This window comes from Croceimicrobium hydrocarbonivorans, from assembly GCF_014524565.1.
Taxonomy (GTDB): Bacteria; Bacteroidota; Bacteroidia; order Flavobacteriales; family Schleiferiaceae; genus Croceimicrobium; species Croceimicrobium hydrocarbonivorans.
The window spans coordinates 152925-179316 of record NZ_CP060139.1 but is presented as its reverse complement, the minus strand read 5'-3'; the positions used below and the strand labels follow the sequence as shown (position 1 = coordinate 179316).

Sequence of the window (26392 nt, the reverse complement as noted above, 5' to 3'; positions counted from 1 at the left end):
TAGCCTAGCGCTCTCTTAATTTGGAGAGCAAACGTAGGATTTCCAAATAGAGCCAGATAAGGGTTACCATCAGACCAAAAGCACCGTACCATTCCATGTATTTTGGGGCGCCTCGCTCAGCAGATTTTTCGATAAAATCAAAATCCAAAACCAGATTTAAAGCTGCAATGGCAACCACTACTAATGAAAAGATAATTCCAAAGGTGCTGGCTTCATGAATCATAGGGATAGGAAAACCAAAAAAGCTTCCTACAAAAGAAATAAGGTAGATAATGGCAATGCCAAAGGTGGCAGAAATTACCATAGATCTAAATTGCTGTGTTACTTTAATTAGTCCTGAACGGAAGGCAAATAACATCCCAAAAAGCACACCGAAGGTGAGTAGAATAGCCTGCATCGCAATTCCGGGGTAAGAATATTCGAACATAGCAGAAAGGGCTCCTAAGACCAAGCCTTCTAATAAGGCATAAAGAGGGGCCAGATAGGGCGAGCTTTTAGGATTGAAAATGACAATCAGGGCAGTAACCAAACCACCAATGCTTCCACCAATTAAATAGCCTCTAAAACCTTCAAAACTTTCAGCTTCCATAAACTGGTTCCAGCTGAAGATAGCGGTGCAGAAAACTAATAAGCTCAAAATCGCAATCTTGCCTACTGTTCCTTCTACCGTCATGCTATTGCTGGTATCAATAAAAGAACTTTGCTTTTCGAAAGTGGAACTGCGCAGGGCAGGATTGCTGGATTTAAAAAGTGCCATTATACTAATTGCTTTAGGCGGTTAAGGTAAATAAAAGCCGAATAGAGCGAAATAGCAGCGCTTAACAAGTTTTGCACTAAAATTAGAAATGCTAATCTCCCAAATTGCTACCTGCGGGGTCGACCTTGTTTATGAATTTTGTTAAGACTCCTAATTAAGCATTAGTGCGCAATCCTTCTAACAATAGCTTCAGTGCTCTCTGAGATTCTTTCTTCCATTGATCTCCATTATTGGTACCAATGGAGAAGGCCAGCATTCGAATGATGAGCAAGAGATCACTTTCCAAATTGAAATCCATTCGAAGTAAATTTTGCGCTTTTGCTCTTTCAATCGGGCCCGCCATTATATCCAGTACTCTTTGAATTAATGGGGTTTCATCACCCGGAAAAAAAACGATCAAGGCTTGGAAGCGCGCTTGTTGATAGGCAATCATTTCCAAAATTTTAAAACAGGCCTGTTGATCCTCTTCCAGTTTTTGGGCATAACGTTCGAGCAAATCAATATTATACTCGAAAACGGCAACTACCAAAGCCCCCTTGTCTTTAAAATTGCGATAGAGGGTAGGTCGTGAGACTTTCGCTTCTTTAGCGATTTCAGCTAGACTGATATCCGCTCCTTTTTGGGCAAACACTCTCCGGGCCGTATGAATCAAGGTCCGCCGATTGGCCTCCGCATCAATGCGCTTGGGTAAGTCGGAAGATTTTTGATGGGCTGAATATTCTCGCATATCTGAAAAGTGTTACACAATGTATCACTTATTGTGAAATAATGTAAATTGGGGGCAACAAAAGTATCTCAATCATGGAAACAGAATGGTTTGCTCAATACGATGTACTAGTCGTTGGAAGTGGGGCCAGTGGTCTTACGGCTGCTATTACCGCTGAAAATAACGGTTTTAAATCTCTATTGATTGAGAAAATGGATACCTGGGGAGGATCTTCTGCTTATTCGGGAGGTGGTCTATGGATACCCAATAACTTCTTGATGCAAGAGGATGGTGCCTTAGATTCAGAGGAAGAAGCCTTGGAATATATGGAGGCCGTTATTGCAGATGTTGGTCCAGCCAGTTCCCGGGCCCGAAAGGAAGCTTATGTGCGTGAAGCGCCTAAGATGGTTAACTTTTTAAAGAGCTTGGGATTTGAATGGACTCGAGCGCAGTATTATCCGGATTATTATCCCAATGTAAAAGGCGGGAAAACGGGTCGTGTTATAGAAAGCACTGTTTTTAATGGCAAGAAACTAAAGCAATGGCGCAAGACTCAAAATGTGAGTCCGGGTATGCCTCCTATTGCTATCACCTCTGGCGATGCCTATCTCCTTTCTCTGGTGACTCGTACTATGAAGGGTTTTCGTCGTACTATGAAAATTATGGGGCAAACCCTAGGCTGGCTGATAAGCGGTAAGCATCCATTAGGTATAGGCCTTGCTTTAACTGGCCGCTTGATGTACATCCTTCAAAGTAAATATCAAGGAGAAGTATGGCTAAAGGCCGCCTTGCAGGAATTGATCATGGAGGATGGAAAGGTCATTGGACTAAAGGTAGAGAAGGACGGTAAAATCTTAAATATTAAAGCAAACAAAGCAGTTTTATTAGGCGCGGGTGGTTTTCCGCATGGTGGTGAATACCGCCGTAAATACCAGCCAGTTGGTTCTGAGTATAGCTCCGCATCGCCCGGGAATACCGGAGATGCAATCCGCGCCGGTGAAAGGGTTGGAGCTGCTTTGTCTTTGATGGATGAAGCCTGGTGGGGAGGTTCCTTTATTTTAGATGGGAAAGTGAGTTTTTCGGTTACGGAACGCTCCCTGCCGGGCTGCATTATCGTAGATGCACGAGGTAAGCGCTTTGTTAATGAGTCAACCTCCTATGTGGATTTAGGTCGACGTATGCTTGATCATGATGCACAGATGGGCGGAGGAGCAGTGCCTTCCTGGTTGATAATGGACAGCACCTATCGGAAGAAATATCTTTTTGGGATGATGCCTCCGGGCCAAACCCCATCCAAATACTTTAAGAGTGGAGAGTTTGTAAAGGCTTCCAGCATAAAGGAATTAGCCACTCAATGTAAGATTAATGCTGATAATCTGGAGGAAACGGTAAAACGCTTTAACAGCTTTGCTAAAAATGGTAAGGATGAAGATTTTATGCGCGGACAGGATATCTACGATCGTTACTATTCAGACCCTCGTGTTGCTCCAAATTCCAATTTAGCGGCCTTAGAGGAAGCGCCTTATTATGCTACTCGTATTTACCCAGGCGATTTGGGAACTAAAGGAGGTTTAGTAACGGATGAATATGCCAGAGTGCTGCGCGAAGATGGTTCGGTGATTGAAGGATTGTATGCTTCAGGAAATAATACCGCCTCCGTAATGGGAAGAACCTATCCCGGACCCGGGTCCACCATTGGCCCGGCTTGTACTTTCTCCTATATCGCTATGAATCATTTAGCAGGCAAAGCTTAAAAACACCATGAAAAATATCTCATTAATTACCGGTGGAGCTGGCGGTATGGGCCTGGCTTCGGCCAAAATTATTGGCAAAGATCATTACCTGATTTTATGCGATTTGAATCAAGATCGATTAAGGAAGGCCCAACAAGAACTGGCAGAACTAGACATTGAATCTGAAACTCTTATTTGTGATGTATCAGATCAAAGGTCGGTCGAAGAGGCCATAGTTTATGCTGCGGGTAAAGGCCATCTGGCATCTGTAATTCATACCGCCGGTGTTAGTCCGCAAATGGGGAAGGCCGATTTGATTATGAAAATCAATGCCTTGGGAACCATCTATATTACGGAAGCCTTTTTAAAGCTTGCAAAACCCGAATCGGTATTGATCAATATCGCCTCCATGGCAGGCTATTTAATTCCAAGTTTAATTCTTCCCAAAAGAGGCTACAAATACGCCTTTAATGATCAAGCCACTTTTTTCAAGAAAATGATGTCGAGGGTAAATCTCTTTCCCAAAAAGCAAAGGGCGGGATTATCTTATTCCATTAGCAAGAATTTTGTGTCTTGGTATTCAAAAAAAAGTGCGGCTCAATTTGGAGCCAAAGGCGCCCGAATTCTGTCTATTTCGCCGGGAAGTTTTGATACAGATATGGGCCGATTAGAGGAAAAAAGTGGCTCTGCCGCAATGCTGGGTATGGCCGCCATAAAACGTTTTGGAAAACCTGAAGAAATTGCTGAACTTATTGCCTTTATGGCTAGTACCAAACAAGGCTATACCACCGGTATAGACATTCCTTGTGATGGTGGTGTTACGGCTGGATATTCGGCCAAAGCCATGAAGAAAGCCTTGGCGAATAAAAAGCATTAAGTATGAAGGTAAACGGGAAAGTAATTGTGGTAACCGGTGCCGGTAGTGGCATGGGACGGGCCCTGAGCTTACAACTTATTAAAGAAGGCGCTCGGGTGGCAGGTATTGATATTAATGAAGAAGGACTGCGAGAAACTCGTGACTTAACTGGAAAAGCTTCCGCCGCCATGAGCACCCACGTAGTAGATATTACAGATCGCGAAAGGGTAGAAGCCTTACCGGCTGAATTAATAGCCTTGCATGGGGCTGTAGATGGAATTATTAATAATGCGGGTATCATTCAGCCTTTTGTGCCGATTAAGGATTTGGCTTACGATCGCATTGAGCGGATTTTTAATATCAATTTATACGGGACCCTCTACATGGTGAAGTCTTTCTTACCGGCTTTATTGGAAAGACCCGAAGCTCATATTGTGAATATTTCCAGTATGGGTGGTTTTATTCCTTTTCCAGGTCAGAGTTTTTATGGTGCTTCAAAAGCCGCTGTAAAATTGCTCACCGAAGGATTATACGCCGAGCTAAAAGACAGCAACGTAAAAGTTACTGTGGTTCATCCCGGAGCGGTAAATACCAATATCACCAAAAATTCTAATGTGGAGATGCGTTCGGATGTAAGTGCAGAAGAACAGGCCTCCATGACCTTATCTGCCGAGAAGGCTGCCGAGATAATTCTCAATGGAATGAAAGCCGATAAATACCGGGTAATGGTAGGTAAGGATGCCCGTTTTCTCGATTTATTCTATCGCTTTAGTCCTAAGCGGGCGGTAGATTTTATCACAAAGAAAATGGCCCAAATGGCCAAGGCATCTTAATGCCAGCGGGTTCTTATTTAAATAGAAGTACTTGATTACTTTGACCCGCAGATTGAATATTGAGGATTAATGCTCCATGAGGCCAATTTTCAGTATCAATATATTTTTGATGAGCTAAGAATTTACCTGACCATAATTGGTTACCACGTAAATCATACAAACAAAGATCATAACTAAGCTCAGGAGAAGTTTTACTTAGGAAAAGCTTATTTTTCAAGGGGTTGGGATAGGCCTGAATTTCTTTTAAGTCAATTTCCTCGGTACTTAAATTAGTGTAATCACAAGTGCTTTGATTGGGAAATTGATAAAATCCCAAGCTACTATCTTGAAAGCATCGAATTCCAATTGGCCTATTTCCATCACAAGATCCTTCGGACCAGTGACTCCAATTAAAAAGATAACGGATATCTCCGATGCCTTCAATAATTTCGGAAGGAATGCTATAGGTCCTATTTTCTTCTACCATGTGATAAGTAACAAATTGAACTTTGAGCATTTTTCCATTTATTGAAATTTGCGAAATAGAATCAACAGTAATGTTCAAGGTATCTGGATCGCCATATTCATCAGTTATAGTATTGAGCCAGCTATCTCCGGCCACAGCATTAAAATCATATAAGATTTCAAAGCGGTTTAAGTCGAATGACCAATAAAAGACACTGTCATTGCTGTTATACACAAACTCTTGTAAACCTTGTCCTGAACAAAAGGGGACATGCCTTTTTACCAGCTTAATGCAATTTTGACCTTGAAAAAGTGTATCCTTTTTTGCTTCAATGGAGAAATAATCAATGCGATTAGAAAAGGCGAATTGTTCGGTGTAATGCCATTTGGTGCCTACTGAAGGGAAGTCTTGGCATTGAACCTCAAAGAATTGAAATAAAAAATAGCCTAATAGCAGAATCCTAACCATAATTGGATTGTTTATGATATGGAGGAAAGAACAAATCAAACTTAAAGATTTAAAGTCAAATTTTTAATCAGATTATTACGATCAAGCAATGGTTGAATTTTAGATAATTGGAAAGGCTAAATATTTTTGGCGAAGTCAAGCCTAAAACCTGCCAAAAAGGAAAAATTTAATGGGGTAGTCATCATACACTAGGGTTTGAAGCAGATCGATCAAAGACTAGACTAGAAAACATAGAATTTGGACTCTTTAATAACGCTTTCCATTTTCAATTGAAGACTTGGAGATTATACTAACTTAGCGGGGAATCCCCCTTCTTCATGAAAAAAATCGCTTTTCGCTTTTCACTATTAATCCTACTACTTTTAAGCAGCCTTGGTGTTAAAGCCCAACATTCTGTGGCGCGGCAGTGGAATGAAGTGCTTTTGGAAGGGATTCGACATGATCTGGCCCGACCCACCATTCACGCTCGAAATCTTTTTCATTCTTCGGTACTTATGTATGATGCTTGGGCGGTTTACGATCCTGTGGCCGAACCTTATTTTCTGGGGAAACGCCTGCATGATTTTGCCTGTTTGTTTACCGGGATATCGGTGGAGGGGGATCGACAAGCAGCTCAGGAAGAAGCCATTTCCTATGCGGCCTATCGTTTATTGAAACATCGTTTCAGCAATAGTCCTGGAGCCGAAGAAAGCTTATTCCTTTATGATTCCCTAATGGACCACTTGGGCTATGATCGCAGTTTTATAAGTACGAATTATAGCACGGGAAATCCTGCCACTCTAGGCAATTACTTAGCAGAACAAATGATTTTATATGGTTTGCAGGATGGCTCCAATGAGGCGCATGGCTATCGAAATCGACATTATCGGCCAGCGAATGCGCCCCTAATTCCTGTGCTTCCCGGAAACCCTGTTTTATTGGACGTAAATCGCTGGCAGCCATTAGCCTTAGAAACCTTCGTCGATCAAGGGGGTAATTTAATCGCCGCAGATACCATTGATTTTTTAAGTCCGGAATGGGGCGAGGTAGCGGCCTTTGCTCTGAAGGAAGAGGACCTGAGTATTTATCGCCGAAACAACTATAATTATTGGGTTTATCATGATCCGGGAGCACCGCCACACCTGGATACTTCAAAAGGCTTGGAGGATTACTATAAATGGTCCTTTAGCTTGGTCTCAACCTGGTCGTCTCATATGGATACCACAGATGGAGTGATCTGGGATATTTCTCCAGCCTCCATTGGGAATGTGCAGAGCTATCCTCGAACGGAGGCCGAGATGCGACAGTTTTATGATTTGCGAGAAGGTGGTGATCCCGGTAAGGGCTATACGGTAAATCCGGCTACAGGGCTACCTTATCAACCTCAATATGTTCGCCGTGGCGATTATGCTCGCGTCTTGGCCGAATTTTGGGCTGATGGTCCGGATTCAGAAACTCCGCCCGGACATTGGTTTACCCTGCTCAATTATGTGAACGATCATCCACTTTTTGAAAAGCGCTTGCATGGAGAAGGCCCGGTATTAAATGAATTAGAATGGGATGTGAAAGCCTATTTTGCTATGGGAGGTGCCATGCACGATGCTGCCATTGGAGCTTGGGCTTGCAAAGGTTGGTATGACTATCTGCGACCGATCTCTGCTCTTCGATATATGGCAGATCGTGGGCAAAGCTCAGATCCTAATAAACCTCGATTTAATCCTAGAGGACTACCCTTAATTCCGGGATTAATTGAGCAAGTAGATTCCAATGATGTATTAGTTGGCCCCTCTAATGTACATTGGGGTAAAATAAAGGTCAAAGCCTGGATGGGCCCCGATTCCATAACGGATCCAGCCGATGATATGGCAGGGGTAGGTTGGATATTAGCAGAGAATTGGTGGCCCTATCAAAGACCCACCTTTGTAACCCCACCTTTTGCGGGCTATTTATCAGGACATTCGACTTTCTCCAGAGCAGCGGCGGAAATTATGACTCTGCTCACCGGTGATCCATATTTCCCAGGAGGGATGGGAGAATTTTATGCCCCCAAGAATCAATTTTTGGTTTTTGAAGAAGGTCCCAGTGAGGATATCGTTCTGCAATGGGCCAAGTATACTGATGCCTCCGATCAATGCAGTTTATCGCGTATTTGGGGAGGAATCCATCCACCGGTAGATGATATGCCTGGTAGGATTATGGGCGAAGAAATTGCTAAGGATGCTTATAGCTTTGCCTTGTCTTATTTCAGCGGAGAACAAGGCCAGGCCGGTGCTGATCGGAATTTGCTGCAAGTTTATCCTAATCCCGTACCCAATCAACAAGACTGTTTGCTGCAAAATAATTTTTCAGAAGCTCTTAGCATTCAGCTTCTTAATTTGAATGGCGAGGTAGTTTATCAGGAAATGGTTCCGGCCAATACCAATGCCAAGCAGTTTTTAATTCCCATGCAGAATTTGAGTCGAGGCTTGTATCTCTTGCGATTGGACGGAGCTACAAAACAGTGGACTCAATTAATAGTGAAGCAATAGGATAGTTTAGCCTTCCTTCTTTTCCTTCAAAAGTTCATGAATAGCATCCTGAGCGCCAGGCTGAAGATTTTGATCTAATTTGGCCATTAACTGCTCCTCACTTAGGTTTTGAAATTTTTGTTTGAACTGTTCTTGACTGGATAGCCTTTGCTGCGCTTTTTGCTCTGGGCTGCGTCCCTGAATTTTCAACCAAAAGGTTTTAATTTCTTTCCTTTTACTTATTAATAAGCAAAGGGTCATCAAAAAGGGTAGGATATAGAATTTAGGGAAGGTTATGGCACTAATTCCAAATTGAAAATGGGTTTGGAAGAGCGGTGAAAGCGGTATAATATTAAAAGTTGCAAGAATCAGTACGGTAAAAAGTGCTTCGGTAATTTTAAACCAGTTTAATAATTGAGCAAGTCTTAGAATGATCCAAGCAACACAACTCAAATAAAATCCAACTGGTAGATAGAGGCCTTTAATTTCAGCATCCACCAGGTTGAGGAGGCAGGTCAACCCAAAAGTGAAAAGAACAATATTCTCTATGTTCATTTTTAAGCGAATACCAGACATCTCAGATACTTAAATTGAATTAGGCCTCTCTAAGTATTTTCTCCATTTTCTTACCCTTCGCCAATTCATCTACCAGTTTATCCAAATAGCGAACCTTTTGACTGAGCGGGTTTTCAATTTCCTCTACTCGATAACCACATATTACTCCTTTAATAAGATGGGCATTAGGATTAAGACGGGCTTGGTCAAAGAATTCACCAAAGCTTGATTTTTGATCGATATGCATTTGAAGATCAGCTTCCTTGTAGCCCGTTAGCCACTCAATTACCTCAAGTAATTCGGCCTTGCTTCGACCCTTGCGTTCTACCTTGGTGATATAATGCGGGTATACCGATGCAAAGCTTAGTTTGGCGATCTTTTCATCTTGAGCAGTACTATTCATTTGCGGAGCTTTTTGGAATGAGCAAAGTACTAATTTATTAGAGTAGGATAGGCTTAAAGCATAGAAGCCTTCAAGATTTTGAGCAGATAATTCTACCTTTAGTCCATGCAAGAAAAAGCACAAGAATCAATCTGGGTTTTAGGCGCTACCGGATACGTTGGAAAAGCACTTAGTTTGGAATTACTTAAGGATACAAATGAAAAATCCTTAATCACTTGCTTTGGTAATCGGAGGGTAGATCTGGAACTAATGGAAAGATCTAATCTTATTTTAAACCCTTTGGAAGAATTGGAAGAGCATTGGCTGAAACGCTTCCCACCCAAAGTGATTTACCATTGTGCACGTTTAGCCGGTACCAGTCCTAAAAAACGAAAGGAAGCCGCTTTAAAAGGAGAGAAGGCCAACCGACGTTTGATTGCTCTCTTGAAAAAGATGGAAAAACCGCCGGTGATCGTTTATTGCAGCGGAACCTTAATGTACGGTCCACAAAGTGAGGAAATCGATGAAAGTGCTCCCTTAGCACCAACCGCTTATGCTAAGCAATACGCAATTGCAGAACAGCCCTGGATTGAGGCACAGCAGGAAGGCATTTTAGATGTTCGCATGGCCAGACCGGCTTGGATATTTGGTCCGGATTCCTGGTTCTTGCATTTCTTTTTAAAAGTTGCCTGGGAGCATGGTGCAGTGCCTTATTATGGAGATGGGCAACAAATGATGTCGCTCTTGCCTCTAGGAGATTGCGCAGGTCAATTAAAGCATTGCTATCAAGAAGGAGAGCCCGGAAAAGATTACAATCTTTATGGCTTTGCGCCGATATCCCAAAAGGAATTTGCTGAGGCTGTAGCCCGAATAATGGGATTGCCTACCCGCAATATTCCCTTGGAGGAATGTTTGAAAAGCTTTGGAGAAACGGTAACGGAAGCCCTGTGTTCGAATATTCCGGTGCGAACTCAACATCAAGCCTGGAAGGAGAAATACCAGCCTTATTTCCAAGACCTGGATAGCCTATTAAAAACCGTAATTGATAAGGCGGCGGCGCTTAGTCCGACTTCCTAAAATCATAAAGCGCATATTCGCCAAATTCACCCAAGGGGCCTTTGCCAATTTTTCGGTCTATTTTCCAGAGGATTTGCAATAAGGCGGCAGGCATTTTTTTATGTAAACCATGGTAGTACCAGGCGGGGTATAGGATGCTATAGCCTTCTCGTTTATCACAGTTTAAATTTGCTTGGTGAGCATAGGCCTTTATCTGCCGACTGGAATAGCAACGGCTGGCTAAAAACTGAGTAGGAGAGTAGCCACCCCAAACTTTTCGCAATCGGGCAAAAGCCCAACGAGGCTTTAATTTAAGTAGTTCAATTAGCATTCCCGCCAGGAACCATTTATTTACAAAGGTGAGTACCATTCGACCTCCCGGAGCCAATAGTTTTTCCAATTCCTTCAAGGCTAAAAGCAGATCTTCAACCGTATTTAAAGCTCCGAAAAACACGTAGATTAAATCGTATTTCTGCTCGGGAAATAAGTTCTTTAAATCTTCCACACTGCCTTGGGCCACTTGGGCATTGGGTTGGTTTAAACCTGGAATTTTATCGGCGGCTAGGTTCACCATTTCCTGGGAAATATCAATACCAAACAATTGACTCTCCTTAAAAATACGAGCAAAGTGAATAAGGTCGAAGCCCGGTCCAATCCCAACTTCCAAACCATTTTCGAAAGGATGCCTTTTTACTTCTTCCCGAAAGGCCTGACGAATCCGCTGTAAAGCCTGGTTCTTCCAATAGCGATTCTCGAAATCACGAGCATCTTTATCATAATAATTACCTACTTCATCGTAATATGTCATGCTTCTTCCGGCTTGGTTTGAAAATCAATCATTGCCCCAAATGACCAAAACAAAAAGGCAAAGGCAGGTTGATTGAGGAAATTATTAAAGTGCATATGAAAATAATAGGTACTCAATCCTAGTAAAAGAGGGAGGTACAAGGCTTTAGTGGCTGATTTTGAGGTGAATCCCTTAAAGAACCAAAGTCCTAAGATCAGGCAAAAAAGCAAGACTGAGGGCCAACCATTTTCAGCTAATTGCAAGAGTATTTCAGAATGCGCGGTACCTCCACTTCCCTCAGGTGGGGAGTCGGGATTATGCACTGTAAGTCGATTCTCCAATTTTTTCTCCTGAAAGGGGATATAGGTAAATTGATAAGTGCCAGGACCAAAACCCCAATGGGGTCGTTCTTCAAACATCCTTAAGGCAGAAACCCAGCGATTGAGCCTTTCGATATTGCTCACATCGCTTTGCACATTGGTAACCGACATGGATTTTTCTACTATGCTCGCATTAGGGTCATAGCTCTGAAAGCGGTTATAGGTAAACAACTCCTCAAGCTTGGAATAGCCTCCAAGGCCTAAGGCTATTGTCAGTCCAAGTATTGGAAGTGCAAATCGCCAAAGCGGCTTCAATTGCAATAAGGTATAGATTCCCAACATAAAGAGAATGCTCCAAAGGGCGGCTCTGGAACCACTGATCATGGCCAGCACTCCCAATGCTATTGCTATTGGCCACCAGCTTTTATCCTGACTGGCTTTCCCCAAACTGAAGCCGGCAATGATGGCCACCGTCGCTCCGAAATAGGTATGTGAATAGAAGAAGGGTTTATAAATCCCGGCCAGGGTGATGGGATTAAATTCATACTCCGCAAAATGATAAAGACCGATTAAGCTAGCTGGAAGCATGGCCCAGGCGAATAGCTTTACCAGTGAATTGAAATTACCTCCTTCCGCACGCCAAATCAGGATTCCATAATAAAAGGCCAACACATATAGTCCATTAAGAATCCAGAACTTGATAGAAACCAGTGGTAAGTCACTAAAGATCAAGCCGGGAATAAAACTGATCAACCAAAGAGCCGGCCAGGGGAATCGAAATAGAAATCTGTCTTTTTGATGTTCCCAAAGTTTTAGCAAGACGATGGGAGCTAAAATCACAATGATAAACTCTGCCGGTAAAACCATTTTGGCGCTGCTTGAAATAGGCAGGGCTACCGAAATGGGTAGGCAAAAAACTAAAGCTGGAATGAGGTATTTAAAGCCATTTTTTAAATAAACAATCAAGCAAAGAATTCCTGCTCCCAAAGCCATGGCTAACCAATGCCAGTAGCGATCGAAGTAAAATGCCAGACCCAGGCCGATAAAGCCAAAGATCAAAAGCCATAACAATGACTTTGAAGAGGGCATCAGGCTGTTTGCTTACGATAGATTTGCCAGGCATATCCTGCAGAAGCAGAAAGTACTGCGGCAATTAGGCCAATGGCCCAAGCGGGTATTCCTGAAGCTTCTTTTGGGATTTCAGGGGCATAGATAATATAGGATTTGGGCGCTGGAGCCTTGAGGTAGGCGTCCAATTGCTGTCTGCGGATTTTCAGTTGATTTAAGGCTACTACCTCCGAGCCAAAGAGATGCTCGTATTTAAAAACTTCGGATGCCAGAGCGATGGAGTCTTCAATCGCAGCAATGCGCAGCGAATCCAAAATTACTTGCAGGCTATCCATGTCACGGCGTGTCTCTTTCAGGCTTTCATTTACGAATGCATGGGACTGTCCTACATTTTGCAGTAACATAATTTGCTTGAGGGAATCTGTAATGTCCACCACTTTTTGGGCAATCAAGGCAGAAGTTTCTGCATCTGAGGCCCAAACTTCTACTAAAACAGCATTGTTCCGGGTTTTAGAAACTTCAAAGTCAAAATTGCTCTTTGGGAAAATTGATTTCAATTCGCTGCTAATCCGTGGGGAACGCATCAATTCGATATGCGCGTCAATCTCTGCTGGTGCACCAAAGCCAATACCATTTTGTTCAATCTGCTTCTCTAAGAGCGTTAGCGGCACAAAAACCGCGATTTCCGAATTGTACTTAGGGGGTCTGATAAATGCCAGACCGAAAAAAATGAATCCTACCACTAAACTGAGGAGAATAGTAGATCTTGTCATATAAGACTTGCTTTGCTTTGGTAATGATTGAGGATGCGACTTTCCACGCTATCTGGAAAATAGGCAGAAGAATAATCGGTGGTTTCATAATGCGCATTGGGGCTTGCACTTTGATTTTGTACATGGCGATGAAATAAAGCCTGACACCATTTTTCGAAAGCAGAACCCAGAAAAAGGTCCAAAACTCGCTCTACGGCTCTTTTAATTCGAGTAGGGTCTTTGCCACTTTGCTTTATTTGGGCATTGGGGAAGTAGTCATTTAACCAGGGATTCTCTTTGAAAAGCTGAGATAAATATTCAGGATGATTTAAGGGAATTACCGACACTGCTTCGGTGGCGATATAGATATTATGCCTTTTGAAAGCCAGGTGGTTTTCGTCTCGAAGTAAATTGATGCAGAAGTACTTTTTAGAATTCAGCAGAAAGATCTTCTTAAAGACCATCAAGAAGAATTTAGTCGTCCAAACTCGATTTTCGGCGGTGACCAAAAAATAGTCGATATCATCATCTTCTCCAGTAAGGCCTTGTTTCGATAAGGAACCCGAAATATTTACGGCACGAACAAAGGGAAAACTTTGAATAAGCCTTCCCATTTTCTTAGCTATTCCTAACCATTTTTCATTGCGAGCTTTATTCTGAATCCGAATTTCTAGGCTTTGAGGACAGAGGGCATAATAACCCTCATTTTCGAAAATCTCTTTTCGGAAAACGGCTAAATCCAATTCAGTTTGTAAGCTCTCGCGATCCATTTTTTCGCGCAGGTACTTATGAATTTCGTCCAGATTTAAGCCATGTTTAAAGTATTCGAAATACCAGAGTGTATCCCGAATCGACTTGCGTAATTGCGCACTAGTACTGATTTGTAGAATATCGGTTGTCATGCTAAAAATAGGGTGGGCCAATGGCCTCAGGCAACTTGTATCCCTATCCAAGGGATGTAATTGCATTAGTAATTCTCTCCGAATTTACTATTATCCGCTGGTTTTCAGCAAGTGTACACCGCTTGTATACCGATTTAAAGCTTATCAAAGACTTTGTATGATCGATTTAGCAAGGCTTTCTGAGCTTATGACTATTTGTTATTAATTGCGATTCAGGTCCTTAGTCCTGCTACAAACTAATATGGCCATCTTTAATCTTAAAGCTGTATAGTACCATGGTATCGATGGCTTTTCCATGGATAGTTCCGGCTTTCCATTCCTTCAAAGTATTGAAAACGGCTACTATCTGCTCATCTAATTCCGGACTTTGCGTCTCATTGTCAATTTTACAAGACACCATTTTGCCTTTACAATTCACAATAATTCCCACCATGCCTTCATCATTATAGTCAGATTTGCCCTTTAAGAATTCAACCTGGCTATTTAACATTTCCTCGATTTCAGCCTCTGTTTTTGGAGCCACTGCTTCCTCCTGGCCATTACCTTCGAAAGGCATAATCGATAAAACATAATTGAGATTGCATACCCCCGGAACCGGGTCTTTCATTTGGACCACCGCAACCATATCCTTTAAGCCGCCTCCTTGCTGCATAGAGCAGGCATTAAAAAGGAATACGAGACTTAGGAAACTGAGCAGTTTAATAGGCTTAATCATAGCGAAGCATTATTTTTTGGTCCCCGAATATAGGTAGAATCCCTATAGACCTTCAACTAACTACCTACTACCAACTACTAGGATCCAATCTATAGTCTAAACTCTAACGTCTAACTTCTATCAAATCACATTCTCACATTCTCCGTAATCGTAAGTCCATAACCGGTAATACCCACTCGCTTGATAGGATTATTGGTTAGGAGCTTCACTTTGGAGATGCCTAATTGATGTAAGATTTGAGCGCCAATACCAAAGTCGCGGGCGTCTTTTTTAAAGCTTACTTGACGTTCTTGGTCGCCACTTTCTTGCGCCATGCGGTATTCGCGGATACGTTCTAAAAGCTTGCCTTTTTGGCTGTGCTGATTCATATAGACCACCGCGCCTTTACCTTCTTCGCTTACTTTATTGAGGGCTTTACCCAATTGATGACTGCTATCACCGGTAAGAATTTCAAAGATATCGTGGGCAACGCTGGCACTGTGCATACGTACTAATACCGGTTCATTGCGCTCCCAACTGCCTTTGGTTAGGGCAATGTGGATTTGATCATTGGTAGTCTGACGGAAGGCCCACAGACGGAACTCGCCATATTCTGTATCGAGATTAAAATCCTCTTCCAAGCTTATTAAGCTCTCGGCTTCCATGCGATAGGCTACCAAATCTTCAATGCTTACCAGCTTAAGATCATGCTTATCTGCAATTTCTCTAAGCTGAGGAAGACGAGCCATGGTACCATCTTCATTCATGATTTCCACAATCACTCCAGCGGGTTCCTTTCCGGCAAGACGAGCAAGGTCAATGGCCGCTTCGGTATGACCGGTGCGGCGCAATACACCGCCAGGTTTTGCGATTAATGGGAAAATATGCCCGGGACGATTTAAATCAGAAGCTTTGGTCTTAGGATCCACTAAAGCCTGCACTGTTTTAGCGCGATCGCCAGCAGAAATGCCGGTAGTAACCCCGTTTCCATTTAAGTCTACCGATACGGTAAACTGCGTGTGCATGGGATCTGTATTTTGGCGTACCATAGGATCCAACTCCAGTTCCTTACAGCGCTCTTCAATCAGAGGGGTGCAAATTAAACCACGCCCAACAATGGTCATGAAGTTGATCATTTCGGGCGTTACCATTTCGGCAGCGGCCACAAAATCACCTTCATTCTCGCGATCTTCATCATCCACTACAATTACCACCTTGCCCGCCTTAATATCGGCAATGGCTTCATCGATGGTATTGAGTTTAAGCTTGTTTTCTTTGGGTAGGCTGCCAGGCATTTGTCTTTATTCCTTTAATGTAGTTCAAGAACCCTTCAAGAAGTGCCAGGTTCATATTGATAAAATGACCAGGGTACTGAAGTATTCCGGATGAAAATTTCTGCGAAAGTAAGATACCAAACAGTCCCAATCCTATAAAGGCCATATAAATCCCGGCTATGAGGCCGTAGAACCAATGGACAAAAAGAAGCTGTGGAGCACTTATCAGCAGTAAAAGCAGGAAGAAGGGGCTAATCCATCGCAAAACCTTATGGCTGAAATACATCAGGCCTTGAGGCCACAGTCGGCGCCATAAAAAGTGTTTGTAATGCACTAAGTTTTGAAAGTTCCCAATGCTAATGCGAACCTTACGTTTGTATTCTTCGGTGGGAGATACGCTTACATCTTCCCAAACTCTGGCCATGGGTTCCCATAAAATTCGGGCCTTGCGATTTAAAACATGCAAAGTCACAAAGAAATCTTCCATGTAAAAGAGTGGGGGGATTTCCGGGAAATAGTCGCGTTTAATCAGATAACATCCACCCTCTAAGCCTAAAGGAGCCGCTGCTGTTTTCGCTTCTGCATACTTAATGCGATTCTCCAATTTCAGATAGGTATCCTCCTGTCCGCTAATGCCCTTCTTTTCGAAATCACCATAATGGATATCTGCACCAACTGCAGCCACATTTTTCTGGGACAGCATTCGGCGTACTAAGAGTTTTAAAGTCTGAGGCTCAAAAATGATATTGGCATCGGTTAAGAGCAGTAGATCGGCCTCACTATCATCCTTGATAAAATTAAGGATGGGGCTTTTGCCTGAACGGCGTTTAAAAAGATAGGGGATGAGACGTTTGTCTTTCTTTTCCCAATTTTCAAGGATGCTATTAGTCCGATCACTACTGGCATCGGATCCTACACGAATGCGGATTTTATCTTGGGGATAATCCAGATTAAATAAGGATTGCAGTTTCTCTTCTAAAACGGCTTCTTCATTATAAGCAGCAAAGAGGATGTCTACTGTAGGTAAATCCTCTTCATTGAGCAGTCCTAAAGGCTTTTCCGAGCGTAAGCGGGCTAAGAAGAGCATCAGCAGGGGGTAGATGAAATAGGGCGTTCCAATGACCAGGAGGCTAATCCAAAAAGTGTATTGCCAAAAAATTGTCATGCCTGAGTGCTCAGATTAGTGTCTGGTAAAACTGAATGAGGTCTTTACCTAAAATTTGATTGTCGAAGTTTTCTTCAAAGAAATTACGCGCTTGAATTTGCATTTCCTGCCGCGATTCTTTTCCATCGAGCAAATATACCACCGCAGCGGCAAAGCTTTCAGGGTCATTGGCGATTATTCCATGCTTATAATTCTCAATGGCAATTCCTTCTGCTCCTATACCGGTGCTAACCGTTGGCATTCCCCAGGCTAAGAATTCAAGCAGTTTAATACGCATGCCACTGCCTGCTAATAATGGAATTACGGCTACCTGGCCATGACCAATAAAATCACGAGCGCTTTCTACAATTGGGTAGAGCCAGAGGTTTTCGCTACCCATCTCAATAAACTCGGAAGGCATATCCCTGCCGCCAAAGCCCATGGTAGTTTCTGGGCGGGCTTCTAAAATAAGGGGCCAAACTTCTTTTAAGAACCATTCTGCTCCTTGGCGATTGGGCAACCAGTCTAAACTTGCTAAATGCACCAAATCGTATTTGGCTTCATATCCGCTAATTGGTGGATTTTCTTCCGGCGTAAGCCCACAGGGGGAAACCGTGCTAAGACTGCGACCTCCCCATTCGCGGTAAATCTTCTGATCTTCGGAACTAATAAATGCAATACCATCCACCTTTTCCAGGCTTTTCTTTTCGAAGGCCTTAAGACGTTGGGTTTGCAAATTCAGATAGGCCTTGCGTACAGCATTTTCTTCATGCTCTACATGGCGTTCCCAAATTTGATATTCGATATTATGGGCACGTAATACTACCGAAGCCTTGCTGTACTTGCGAATTTCAGGTAGGTAAACCGCCATGGGTAAACCTTCCAATTGAATGATATCAAAATGGGTACTTCGCAGTAATTCGATCAATCGCTTGGTTAATGCCTCCTGCCTAAAGCGGGAAACATGGTAGGCTTGCCCGCTCAGTAAATTTAAGCCTGCTGACCAAAGGTTTACATTGGTATTTACATCGAAATACTCAAGGTTGATTCCTTCGGGTTTGTGCTTCTCTATTTCTGCGGGCTCCCGATAGTGCTTTTGGGTATTTAAGCAGAGTAAATGCAGTTCAATAGCATTGAGCCGAAGGGCCTCTGCCATAGAACGCATAGCTATGCTGCTCCCGTCTTTAGCGGGAAAAGGGACTTTATTACTGAGGAGTAAAATTCTCAAGATCCAAGCTTCTTGAAACGACCAACAAAGATGTCAGAAATTTTCTGAAAGGGCTTCAAGTAAAGCTCGATATTAAAGATTACTGAATCGGTAGCAGATTTATAGGTAAGCCATAAACCGATGGGCAGCAAAATGAAATTGGCGGTCCACATTGCCTGGAAGGGTGTCCAGTACATAAAGCGACCTAATTTTTCGAAGCTGAAGCTGGTAACATGGTACACGATAAAAATAAACACACTTACCACTACCGGCATTCCCATTCCTCCTTTACGGATAATTGCCCCTAAGGGAGCTCCCACAAAGAACAATACGATCACGGCAAAGGAGATGGAAAACTTCTTTTGCCATTCTAATACGTGACGAGCAATCATCATCTTTCGCCAATTGTATTGAGCACTGGCATTGGTGAAATAGGCACGATTACCACGGGCAATACGCAAGGAGTTTTGCAAGATGCGACTGCGCATTTCAGGAGCGAAATTCTCGAGTAAATGTGGACTCATTTTTTCGAGATCGGCCTTAATTATTGGATTTTGATTGCTGTCATTTTCAGCGGCACTTTCCTCCGCTAATTTTTCCTTTTCAACCAAATCGGTATAGGCGTATTTGTCTACCATCTGTCGGGCAAACTCCTGTTGCTGATTGGCCAGCAAATCATTCAAGCTATCAACGGCAACGCCTAATTGCCGAACATTAAGCATATCAAATTCCTTTCGGCCGGTTTTGCGCATATCTCCAGCTTGAAAGTCGCCCAGATTAAAGCGAATAAGACTTTCTTCAAAAGCTGAGCTTACAAAGGGCTTATTATCGCGATCTTTTCGTTTCTTAGGAATAAGGTCTTCGTAACTATGTCCATTGTAGAGAGTGATCTCTAGGAATTGCTCATCGCTGGTCACATTCATTTTTCCGCTATCCGCTACAATTACCTTGGTATTCCCATTGTTCTGGGTATGATCGTAAATCAGAACTTCATCCAGCAAATTTTGATCAGGACCATACTTATCCGCAATCTTAATGGAATAGCCTTCGATACCGGTATAGAAGATACCCGGACGAATACTGAGTGCGGGCTTCTTATTGGTAATGTTGCGTCGTAAATTCTCACTATGCAAGTTTGCGATAGGGATTACATAATTGCCAAAAAGGAAAGCACTTAATGCCAAGAAACAGATAAAAACAAAGAGGGGACGCATCACGCGCATCAGGCTTAAGCCCGATGATTTTAAAGCGGCTAATTCGTAATTCTCGCCAAGGGTACCCAAAACCATAATGGAACTGAGTAGTACCGCTAGGGGCAGCGCCATTGGAACCAGAGTAGCAGAGGTATAAAAAAGAAGTTCGGCGATATAATACCATTCCACGCCACGACCCACCAGATCGTCGATATACTTCCAGACGAACTGCATCAATAAAAAAAGAATCATCACAAAGAATGTGATGATAAAAGGTCGAAAGAAAGACCGTAAAACAAAGCGGTCAAGTATCTTCATTTATTCGGATATGTAGTAACCGGGATAGTCTGCTTTTACAAACTTAAATTGATTGGCCGGCCATTTGGCGTTCTTTACCAATTTGGTAACGATCAATGTGGTAACGGTGCCATTGGTTCCCCATTGTTTCATGGAGTAAACTTCTTTGGTCTGCGCATCAATACCGATCATAATCTTGTCGATCTCCTCACTGGCGGTGGGCTTTAAAATCACATATTGAATGTTACGGCCATTAATACTTTCCTTACCTCCCATTTTATAACTGTAGCCTTTTTCGTAGAAGCTGAGAATGCGAGCAGGGCTTAAACCGGCTTCATCGCTTTCTTCGTAAGTGTTCACCTGTACTTCTTCATCTTCATGATAAATATTGTACAACTTCTTACCTACTCTCAATTGTTCTAGGAGGTCTGTTTTCAAGCGGTAATTTTCACCTTGCAATGCCAGGGTACCTTTTTGCTCTTGCTTAATGGGTGGCTCTACGCGCGTATTTTCAAAAGTGTAAGTGAAGCTGATTTCCAAAGCCGGATAGGCTTTCATGGTTTTGCTAGCTTCTTGCAATAAGGCCTTGGCCTCAGTATGACTCTGCGCTAACAATAGCTGGCCGGCAAAAGCCGCTACAAGTAGGGGAAATAAACGTCGCATCTTTTATTCTTTGTTCTTCTCGTGATTCAATAACTGTTCCAGAGCATATTCATCCGGAATTAAAACTTCCCGGGCTTTGGATCCTTCGAAAGGACCAATAATGCCTGCCGCTTCCAATTGGTCAACAATTCGTCCCGCTCGATTATAGCCCAGCTTTAATTTTCGCTGTAGCATGGAGGTAGAACCCTGTTGGGACTGCACAACCAAGCGCGCTGCATCTTCAAAGAGTGCATCTCTTTCAGAAGGGTCCAGAATATCAATACCGGTATTCCCATCCTCATCAGCGCCTTTGTATTCGGGCAGTTTATAAGCTTCGGGATAGGCTTTTTGGCCCCCGATATAATCCGTTATCTTTTCAACTTCAGGCGTATCTACAAAGGCACATTGCAATCGGATTAAATCCGAGCCCTGACTCAATAGCATATCACCTTTACCAATCAATTGTTCGGCGCCACCGGCATCCAAAATAGTACGAGAGTCAATTTTAGAGGTTACCCTAAAAGCTACCCGCGCGGGGAAGTTCGCTTTAATAATACCGGTAATTACGTTTACTGAAGGCCTTTGTGTAGCCACAATTAAGTGGATGCCAATCGCACGAGCCAGCTGAGCCAAACGAGCAATAGGCGTTTCCACCTCCTTACCAGCCGTCATAATCAGGTCGGCAAATTCGTCAATTACCAAAACGATGTAGGGTAAGTAGCGATGACCTTCTTCCGGATTTAATTTGCGTGCGATAAACTTGGCATTGTACTCCTTGATGTTTCGCACCATGGCATTTTTAAGGAGCTCATAGCGGTCGTCCATCTCAATACAAAGGGAGTTTAGGGTATTAATCACCTTGGTAGTGTCGGTAATAATAGCTTCCTCCGTATCCGGGAGCTTCGCCAAATAATGGCGTTCGATTTTATTAAAGAGGGTCAGTTCTACCTTCTTCGGATCTACCAGAACAAACTTCACTTGCGAAGGATGTTTGCGATAAAGTAGGGAGGTAAGAATCACATTTAAGCCAACCGATTTACCTTGACCAGTAGCACCCGCCATTAGAAGGTGAGGCATCTTAGCCAAATCGGTTACATATGTTTCATTACTAATGGTTTTCCCAAAAACAATGGGCAATTCCATTTTGCTTTCCTGGAATTTTTCACCTGCTACTAAATTCCGCATGGGAACCATTTGCGGATTAGTACTGGGCACCTCAATACCAATGGTGCCGCGACCTGGAATTGGAGCAATAATCCGAATACCTAGGGCACTTAATGAAAGGGCAATATCGTCTTCCAGGTTTTTGATACGTGATATACGTACCCCTGGCGCAGGAACAATTTCATAGAGCGTTACGGTAGGACCAATGGTAGCCTTGATTTTCGAAATCTCAATCTTATAGTTATTGAGGGTTTCTACAATCTTATTTTTATTGCTGGCCAGCTCTTCCTCGTTAATGGTAATATTGGTTGAGCCGTAATCCTTTAATAAATCGAGGGTAGGTAATTTAAACTTCGATAGGTCTAAAGTGGGATCATAAGGACCAAACTCTTTCACCTTGCGGTTTACTTCGCTGGCACTTAATGCTTCTTCCTCTTCCTTTTGTTCAATTTCAAAATAGGTACCATCTTCTTCTTCGCTAGGAGCTTCGGGCTCGGGGGCCGATGGTTTATCGTCTTCGCTGGCTTGAGCTTCTTCCTCTGCTTGCGTTTCGAGTTCGAACTCTAAGGAAGGTTCTTCTTTGGTTTCTTCTTCCAAACTTTCAATGTCTTCCTGATGATCGGGTTCTTCTTCTTGCTTCTTGCTCGCTAGAGATTCGGAATAGTCGTCTTTAACTTCTAAATGAGGCTCAGGGTCTTGCAGCTCTTTTTTCTCAGGTCTTTTAAATTTCCCAAAGAAGCCTTTCACCTTATCGGCTGTCCAGCGGAAGCGAATGGCTAAATAAATCAGCATGCTGGCCAGAAGTACGATCAGAGTTCCAATCGGTCCGGCTAAACTTCCTAACCAGGCGGCATAAAAATGACCGGAGGCTCCGGATAAATAACTGCTTTGAGGGGCTACAAAAGCAAAGAGACTGGGAATCCAAATTAAAAGGAATAAGCTTGAGGCGAAACTTCTGCGCAGAGGTTGCAAGCTTACTCTTAGACTAAGACGCAGTCCGCTGATCAGTAAAAACCAGGGCACTAAGAAGGCTGCAATTCCAAACCAAAGGTGGATGAATTGATGGGCCATTCCCGCACCTAACTTACCCAATGCATTTTGAGCTTGTATTTCCGGGCGGGCTAATACCTCACCATAAGTTTGACCAACTAAACTTTGATCCTGGGTCCAATGCAGAAGATAGGAAAAGAAGGAACCCCCTAGAAAAAGAGCCGTACTCACCAAGAAAATCCCGAACACCATTTGGTAAGTTGGGTTTCGAAAGGCTTCGCCGATTTGAGCGGTGCTCAATTTCGGACGGTTGCTTTTCGCCTTGGTGCGGGATTTACTTTGCTTTTTTGTCGCCATACATTCTTACGCAGAGGCAAAAATAAGAACATTATGCTGCGACCGCGGCCCCCTCGGAGAGGGTAATTAACAATGTTCCTAAAATTGTACTCTCCGCACGCTGGATGCTGAGGTAGCCATAATACCGTAGCCGTTTTCTACATTGGAATAAATCTGCGATGGTTCACTAAAGAAGCCATCGCTGTAATTGTAGGCCGACTTCGTTAATTCGTGGCGATAGTAGCTTGAAGAAATATGGTGCAAGCGCAACTCCACAAATACGGCTGAGGTTTCGCCTTCAATCCGCACTTTTAATTCGCGCGTCTTACCATTAAAATCATCATCCTTAAGGTAGCTTACAAAGCCATACTGGCGGCCATCAAATTCGGAGTCACCAATAAAATCCTGGAATTCGAAAAACTCCAAAGCCAGATCTAAAGAGGAATAAACTAAATCATCGGCCCCCAATTCATTTACGGTAATCATGTAATAATCATCAGTAGCGCCATCATCCTTAAAGCGGAAGGTGAATTCCTTATCCGTGCGGTTATATGTCACCGTATCGATTTCTACCGGGCCGGGAACACGCTCGCTAACTGTTGCTTCCGGGAAACCAGGTCCACGAACCACCAAACGGTAATTTTGACCCGCAATAACCTGATGGGGAGTGCGGTATACAAACTGAGGCTCATAGCCAGGATTGTAAGCTTCTGCTGTTAATTGAAAGGGAGAAGCAGGATCATCGGTATATAACCAAGCTTCAAAGTCATCCCGACTTTTGGGTTCGGCAGAAGAAAGAGAGTAAACCGATTCGCTTAAAAACACTTCCATGCCTTGTCCGCTTTTAAGGCGGGTATCAATTACAATTTGAGGTCCGGGATCAGGTAGTTCATAATCCAGCTCTTTTTCGCAAGACCATAAAGCAAGGAGCGGTAGGAAATAGCTAAGTTTTTTCATGGCTAGAATTTGAATTGATAAGAGAGGGAAGGAATGATAGGGAAGAGGCTCACCTGATTAATGCGGCGCTCCCCATTACTATTTTGATTAAGATATAAGAAGAATGGGTTTTGGCGCGAATAAGCATTGTACACGGAGATATTCCAGGTACTCTGACCCCATTTGGTTTTTACATGCCAGTTAAAGCCCAGGTCTAAACGGTGATAGGCAGGCATCCGCAATCCATTGCGATCACTAAAACGATCGTAGGTAGTAGAGGAACCGTATTCGTTGGTCAACATAAACTGAGAAATAGGAGCGGTAAAGGTGTTTCCGGTTCCATACACCCAAGTAAGGCCTAAATCAAATCGCTCGCTGAATTGATGGTTTAGTACCACACTAATATCATGACGACGATCAAAGCGGTAAGGATACCATTCACCATCATTTAGATTACCGAAACGACGGTTACTCCAAGCCAAGGTATAGCCAATCCAACCCGTAGTTTTGCCTTTTTTCTTGCGGAATAATAATTCCAAACCATAGGCTTCACCTTCGCCATCGGTTTCAACTGTGCTTTGCCAATCGGTATTCGACAGGAAGGATGCCCCTTCTTTGTATTCAATCAAATTGTCCATCACCTTATAATAGGCTTCCGCACTAAATTCGAAGCGCTTATTCCATAAGGAGGTACTGCTACCAACAGCCACCTGCTGTGAGATTTGCGGCTTCACTTTAGCAGTAGAACTTACCCATAAATCGGTGGGCAAACCAATTCCTGAATTGGAAAGCAAATGCACATATTGATTCATCAAGGCATAAGAACCTTTAACAGAAATCTCATCATTAATCAAGTAACGGGCAGAAACCCGGGGCTGAATATTGTGGTAAAAGGCATTGTCATTGGTGAGGTAGGCAGAATAGTGTAAACCATAATTTACTCGCCATTTATTACCTAATTTCCAATCGTCCTCTGCATAAACATAAAGGTCATTGGCAAATACTTTCTTTGAAAGGTCCAGAATAGAGTCGATACCAGCACCATTATAAGTTTCCTCAATTTGGGCAACTCCTGGACGGAATGTATGATTGGTATACGAAGCACCAAATCGTAATTGATGCTGATTGTTGAGGGCATATTCTAAATCATAGCGCAGGCCATAATCGCGAATCAAAGAGAAGTATTCAAAACCACTGCGATTTTCTTCGGTACCATCTTTATAATAACTTTCGAAACCAATCGAAAAGCGGTATTGTGAAAAGGTCGCCGTTAGGTTGCTGAAGAGTTTATCGCTAAAGAGGTGATTCCAACGCAAGGCACCGGTGTGATTTCCCCAGTTTAAACCCGACTCATCATAGCCTTCGCCTCCGCCAAAGAAGGGATCATCCTGGTATTCTTCGCGAAAGCCGAAATCATCAATACCATTGTAATAGCTTAAATATAAACGGTCCTTACGGGAGAAAACATGGTTGATTTTTGCATTGAGATCAGCGAAATAATAACCGAAATCCTGTCCTTCCGGAATAAAGGGCGCTGCCAAAATATCGTAATAGGTGCGGCGGCCACTCACAATAAAAGAGGTATGATCTTTCCAGATGGGTCCTTCTATAGTAAGCTTACTACTAATTAGACCTAAGGAACCTTCACCATGGAATTCTCGTAGGTTACCTTCTTTCATGTCGATTTCCAATACGGAGCTCAAACGACCTCCAAAGCGAGCCGGGAAACCTCCTTTGGTGAGGTTTACGTTCTTAATCGCATCGGCATTAAAAACCGAAAAGAAGCCGAAGAGGTGAGAAGCATTGTACACAGGAACCCCATCTAGTAAAATCAGGTTTTGATCCGGACTACCACCGCGAACGTAAAAACCAGTAGTTCCTTCATTACCACTTTGCACACCGGGTAAAAGTTGAATGGCTCGGATAATGTCCACTTCCCCTAAAAAGGCGGGAATTTTCTTAATTTCAGAAACACTTAATTGAACTTGACTCATTTGCACCTGTTCCACTTGCGCTTCTTCGGCAGTTACGGTCACTTCTTCTAGAGATTCGAAAGCTTCCTTAAGCTCAAAGTCGAGATTAAGGTTCTTGTTGCTGATAACAATCTTCTGACGAATGCTCTCGAAACCGATAAAGGAGACTATTAAATCATACTCACCAGGGGGCAGAGAAAGTGAATAATAGCCAAAAGTATTGGTGGTAGTGCCGATAGTGCTGCCATCGATATAGAGGTTTACACCGATGATTCGCTCACGAGAAAGGGCGTCTTCAACATAGCCACTTACCGTGAAGCTTTTTTGGGCCCATAGGCTGGATTGCAGGGATAGCAAGAGACCCAGAAGAAAGATTCTTTGCATGTTTTAGTTTTCGTTACGACGATGCATAAACGTCAAGAGTTCGTTTGCATTG

The 26392-nt window shown here is 43.0% G+C and carries 23 protein-coding genes; 5 read left to right on the top strand and 18 right to left on the bottom strand.

Annotation, left to right across the window (positions count from 1 at the left end; translation table 11 throughout):
- Positions 1-4 precede the first annotated feature (4 nt).
- Complete coding sequence (locus H4K34_RS00840) at positions 5-757, bottom strand: Bax inhibitor-1/YccA family protein (protein WP_210758944.1); 753 nt, start codon at positions 755-757, stop codon at positions 5-7.
- Positions 758-911: 154 nt separating this feature from the next.
- A complete protein-coding gene (locus H4K34_RS00835; protein ID WP_210758943.1) occupies positions 912-1484 on the bottom strand; it encodes a TetR/AcrR family transcriptional regulator in 573 nt (190 codons plus the stop codon).
- 74 nt (positions 1485-1558) lie between these two features.
- Between H4K34_RS00835 and H4K34_RS00830 the strand changes: the two genes are divergently transcribed.
- From H4K34_RS00830 to H4K34_RS00820, 3 genes are read left to right on the top strand one after another with little or no spacing between them, the layout of a single operon-like run.
- Positions 1559-3217 carry an FAD-binding protein gene (locus H4K34_RS00830; protein WP_210758942.1) on the top strand — a complete coding sequence of 553 codons (1659 nt, stop codon included), beginning with the start codon at positions 1559-1561 and terminating at the stop codon, positions 3215-3217.
- Between the two features lie 7 nt (positions 3218-3224).
- Complete coding sequence (locus H4K34_RS00825; RefSeq protein WP_210758941.1) at positions 3225-4073, top strand: SDR family oxidoreductase; 849 nt, start codon at positions 3225-3227, stop codon at positions 4071-4073.
- A 2-nt stretch (positions 4074-4075) separates the two neighbouring features.
- Positions 4076-4885 (top strand): SDR family NAD(P)-dependent oxidoreductase, encoded by an 810-nt coding sequence (locus H4K34_RS00820; RefSeq protein ID WP_210758940.1) that lies wholly within the window; start codon positions 4076-4078, stop codon positions 4883-4885.
- Positions 4886-4898: 13 nt separating this feature from the next.
- Here the strand turns inward: H4K34_RS00820 and H4K34_RS00815 are convergent, their stop codons facing one another.
- Positions 4899-5798, bottom strand: a complete 900-nt coding sequence (locus H4K34_RS00815) for a T9SS type A sorting domain-containing protein (RefSeq protein ID WP_210758939.1) — start codon at positions 5796-5798, stop codon at positions 4899-4901.
- Between the two features lie 317 nt (positions 5799-6115).
- Here H4K34_RS00815 and H4K34_RS00810 point away from each other — a divergent pair, with 317 nt between their 5' ends.
- Positions 6116-8305: a DUF6851 domain-containing protein gene (locus H4K34_RS00810; RefSeq protein ID WP_210758938.1), complete on the top strand. Its 2190-nt coding sequence runs from the start codon at positions 6116-6118 to the stop codon at positions 8303-8305.
- A 6-nt stretch (positions 8306-8311) separates the two neighbouring features.
- On the opposite strand, the gene H4K34_RS00805 is transcribed toward H4K34_RS00810, so the two are convergent.
- Together H4K34_RS00805 and H4K34_RS00800 are read right to left on the bottom strand one after the other, a co-directional pair.
- A complete protein-coding gene (locus tag H4K34_RS00805; protein WP_210758937.1) occupies positions 8312-8860 on the bottom strand; it encodes a hypothetical protein in 549 nt (182 codons plus the stop codon).
- A 19-nt stretch (positions 8861-8879) separates the two neighbouring features.
- On the bottom strand, positions 8880-9242 hold the full coding sequence (locus tag H4K34_RS00800; RefSeq protein ID WP_210758936.1) for a DUF2200 domain-containing protein: 363 nt from the start codon (positions 9240-9242) through the stop codon (positions 8880-8882).
- A gap of 105 nt (positions 9243-9347) precedes the next feature.
- Between H4K34_RS00800 and H4K34_RS00795 the strand changes: the two genes are divergently transcribed.
- Positions 9348-10298, top strand: a complete 951-nt coding sequence (locus H4K34_RS00795; protein WP_210758935.1) for an NAD-dependent epimerase/dehydratase family protein — start codon at positions 9348-9350, stop codon at positions 10296-10298.
- Here H4K34_RS00795 and H4K34_RS00790 read toward each other — a convergent pair.
- The 13 genes from H4K34_RS00790 to H4K34_RS00730 form a co-directional block, all read right to left on the bottom strand.
- On the bottom strand, positions 10282-11085 hold the full coding sequence (locus tag H4K34_RS00790) for a class I SAM-dependent methyltransferase (protein WP_210758934.1): 804 nt from the start codon (positions 11083-11085) through the stop codon (positions 10282-10284). The genes H4K34_RS00795 and H4K34_RS00790 overlap by 17 nt on opposite strands.
- Positions 11082-12473 carry an O-antigen ligase family protein gene (locus tag H4K34_RS00785; RefSeq protein WP_210758933.1) on the bottom strand — a complete coding sequence of 464 codons (1392 nt, stop codon included), beginning with the start codon at positions 12471-12473 and terminating at the stop codon, positions 11082-11084. Before H4K34_RS00785 ends, H4K34_RS00790 begins: the two co-directional genes overlap by 4 nt.
- Positions 12473-13225 carry a GumC domain-containing protein gene (locus H4K34_RS00780; protein ID WP_210758932.1) on the bottom strand — a complete coding sequence of 251 codons (753 nt, stop codon included), beginning with the start codon at positions 13223-13225 and terminating at the stop codon, positions 12473-12475. The genes H4K34_RS00785 and H4K34_RS00780 overlap by 1 nt, the downstream gene beginning before the upstream one ends.
- Positions 13222-14106, bottom strand: coding sequence for a hypothetical protein (locus H4K34_RS00775; protein WP_210758931.1), 885 nt, complete (start codon positions 14104-14106; stop codon positions 13222-13224). The genes H4K34_RS00780 and H4K34_RS00775 overlap by 4 nt, the downstream gene beginning before the upstream one ends.
- A gap of 229 nt (positions 14107-14335) precedes the next feature.
- Complete coding sequence (locus tag H4K34_RS00770; RefSeq protein WP_210758930.1) at positions 14336-14821, bottom strand: hypothetical protein; 486 nt, start codon at positions 14819-14821, stop codon at positions 14336-14338.
- Positions 14822-14946: 125 nt separating this feature from the next.
- Positions 14947-16095, bottom strand: coding sequence for a 3,4-dihydroxy-2-butanone-4-phosphate synthase (gene ribB / locus H4K34_RS00765; protein WP_210758929.1), 1149 nt, complete (start codon positions 16093-16095; stop codon positions 14947-14949).
- Complete coding sequence (locus tag H4K34_RS00760) at positions 16061-17239, bottom strand: glycosyltransferase (RefSeq protein ID WP_210758928.1); 1179 nt, start codon at positions 17237-17239, stop codon at positions 16061-16063. The genes ribB and H4K34_RS00760 overlap by 35 nt, the downstream gene beginning before the upstream one ends.
- 10 nt (positions 17240-17249) lie before the next feature.
- The gene (locus H4K34_RS00755) at positions 17250-18446 is read right to left on the bottom strand and encodes a glycosyltransferase family 4 protein (RefSeq protein ID WP_210758927.1); all 1197 of its coding nucleotides are present in this window, start codon (positions 18444-18446) and stop codon (positions 17250-17252) included.
- A complete protein-coding gene (locus tag H4K34_RS00750) occupies positions 18443-19936 on the bottom strand; it encodes an LptF/LptG family permease (protein ID WP_210758926.1) in 1494 nt (497 codons plus the stop codon). The genes H4K34_RS00755 and H4K34_RS00750 overlap by 4 nt, the downstream gene beginning before the upstream one ends.
- A complete protein-coding gene (locus H4K34_RS00745; RefSeq protein WP_210758925.1) occupies positions 19937-20578 on the bottom strand; it encodes a LolA family protein in 642 nt (213 codons plus the stop codon).
- 3 nt (positions 20579-20581) lie between these two features.
- Complete coding sequence (locus H4K34_RS00740; protein WP_210758924.1) at positions 20582-23068, bottom strand: DNA translocase FtsK; 2487 nt, start codon at positions 23066-23068, stop codon at positions 20582-20584.
- A 78-nt stretch (positions 23069-23146) separates the two neighbouring features.
- On the bottom strand, positions 23147-24004 hold the full coding sequence (locus H4K34_RS00735) for a DUF4249 domain-containing protein (protein WP_210758923.1): 858 nt from the start codon (positions 24002-24004) through the stop codon (positions 23147-23149).
- A gap of 2 nt (positions 24005-24006) precedes the next feature.
- A complete protein-coding gene (locus tag H4K34_RS00730) occupies positions 24007-26340 on the bottom strand; it encodes a TonB-dependent receptor (protein ID WP_210758922.1) in 2334 nt (777 codons plus the stop codon).
- Positions 26341-26392 lie beyond the last annotated feature (52 nt).

What these genes read in the sequence shown, in the direction of transcription:
- H4K34_RS00840 (WP_210758944.1), bottom strand. Translation starts at nt 757, where the DNA reads ATGGCACTTTTTAAATCCAGCAATCCTGCCCTGCGCAGTTCCACTTTC.
- H4K34_RS00835 (WP_210758943.1), bottom strand. Translation starts at nt 1,484, where the DNA reads ATGCGAGAATATTCAGCCCATCAAAAATCTTCCGACTTACCCAAGCGC.
- H4K34_RS00830 (WP_210758942.1), top strand. Translation starts at nt 1,559, where the DNA reads ATGGAAACAGAATGGTTTGCTCAATACGATGTACTAGTCGTTGGAAGT.
- H4K34_RS00825 (WP_210758941.1), top strand. Translation starts at nt 3,225, where the DNA reads ATGAAAAATATCTCATTAATTACCGGTGGAGCTGGCGGTATGGGCCTG.
- H4K34_RS00820 (WP_210758940.1), top strand. Translation starts at nt 4,076, where the DNA reads ATGAAGGTAAACGGGAAAGTAATTGTGGTAACCGGTGCCGGTAGTGGC.
- H4K34_RS00815 (WP_210758939.1), bottom strand. Translation starts at nt 5,798, where the DNA reads ATGGTTAGGATTCTGCTATTAGGCTATTTTTTATTTCAATTCTTTGAG.
- H4K34_RS00810 (WP_210758938.1), top strand. Translation starts at nt 6,116, where the DNA reads ATGAAAAAAATCGCTTTTCGCTTTTCACTATTAATCCTACTACTTTTA.
- H4K34_RS00805 (WP_210758937.1), bottom strand. Translation starts at nt 8,860, where the DNA reads ATGTCTGGTATTCGCTTAAAAATGAACATAGAGAATATTGTTCTTTTC.
- H4K34_RS00800 (WP_210758936.1), bottom strand. Translation starts at nt 9,242, where the DNA reads ATGAATAGTACTGCTCAAGATGAAAAGATCGCCAAACTAAGCTTTGCA.
- H4K34_RS00795 (WP_210758935.1), top strand. Translation starts at nt 9,348, where the DNA reads ATGCAAGAAAAAGCACAAGAATCAATCTGGGTTTTAGGCGCTACCGGA.
- H4K34_RS00790 (WP_210758934.1), bottom strand. Translation starts at nt 11,085, where the DNA reads ATGACATATTACGATGAAGTAGGTAATTATTATGATAAAGATGCTCGT.
- H4K34_RS00785 (WP_210758933.1), bottom strand. Translation starts at nt 12,473, where the DNA reads ATGCCCTCTTCAAAGTCATTGTTATGGCTTTTGATCTTTGGCTTTATC.
- H4K34_RS00780 (WP_210758932.1), bottom strand. Translation starts at nt 13,225, where the DNA reads ATGACAAGATCTACTATTCTCCTCAGTTTAGTGGTAGGATTCATTTTT.
- H4K34_RS00775 (WP_210758931.1), bottom strand. Translation starts at nt 14,106, where the DNA reads ATGACAACCGATATTCTACAAATCAGTACTAGTGCGCAATTACGCAAG.
- H4K34_RS00770 (WP_210758930.1), bottom strand. Translation starts at nt 14,821, where the DNA reads ATGATTAAGCCTATTAAACTGCTCAGTTTCCTAAGTCTCGTATTCCTT.
- ribB (WP_210758929.1), bottom strand. Translation starts at nt 16,095, where the DNA reads ATGCCTGGCAGCCTACCCAAAGAAAACAAGCTTAAACTCAATACCATC.
- H4K34_RS00760 (WP_210758928.1), bottom strand. Translation starts at nt 17,239, where the DNA reads ATGACAATTTTTTGGCAATACACTTTTTGGATTAGCCTCCTGGTCATT.
- H4K34_RS00750 (WP_210758926.1), bottom strand. Translation starts at nt 19,936, where the DNA reads ATGAAGATACTTGACCGCTTTGTTTTACGGTCTTTCTTTCGACCTTTT.
- H4K34_RS00745 (WP_210758925.1), bottom strand. Translation starts at nt 20,578, where the DNA reads ATGCGACGTTTATTTCCCCTACTTGTAGCGGCTTTTGCCGGCCAGCTA.
- H4K34_RS00740 (WP_210758924.1), bottom strand. Translation starts at nt 23,068, where the DNA reads ATGGCGACAAAAAAGCAAAGTAAATCCCGCACCAAGGCGAAAAGCAAC.
- H4K34_RS00735 (WP_210758923.1), bottom strand. Translation starts at nt 24,004, where the DNA reads ATGAAAAAACTTAGCTATTTCCTACCGCTCCTTGCTTTATGGTCTTGC.
- H4K34_RS00730 (WP_210758922.1), bottom strand. Translation starts at nt 26,340, where the DNA reads ATGCAAAGAATCTTTCTTCTGGGTCTCTTGCTATCCCTGCAATCCAGC.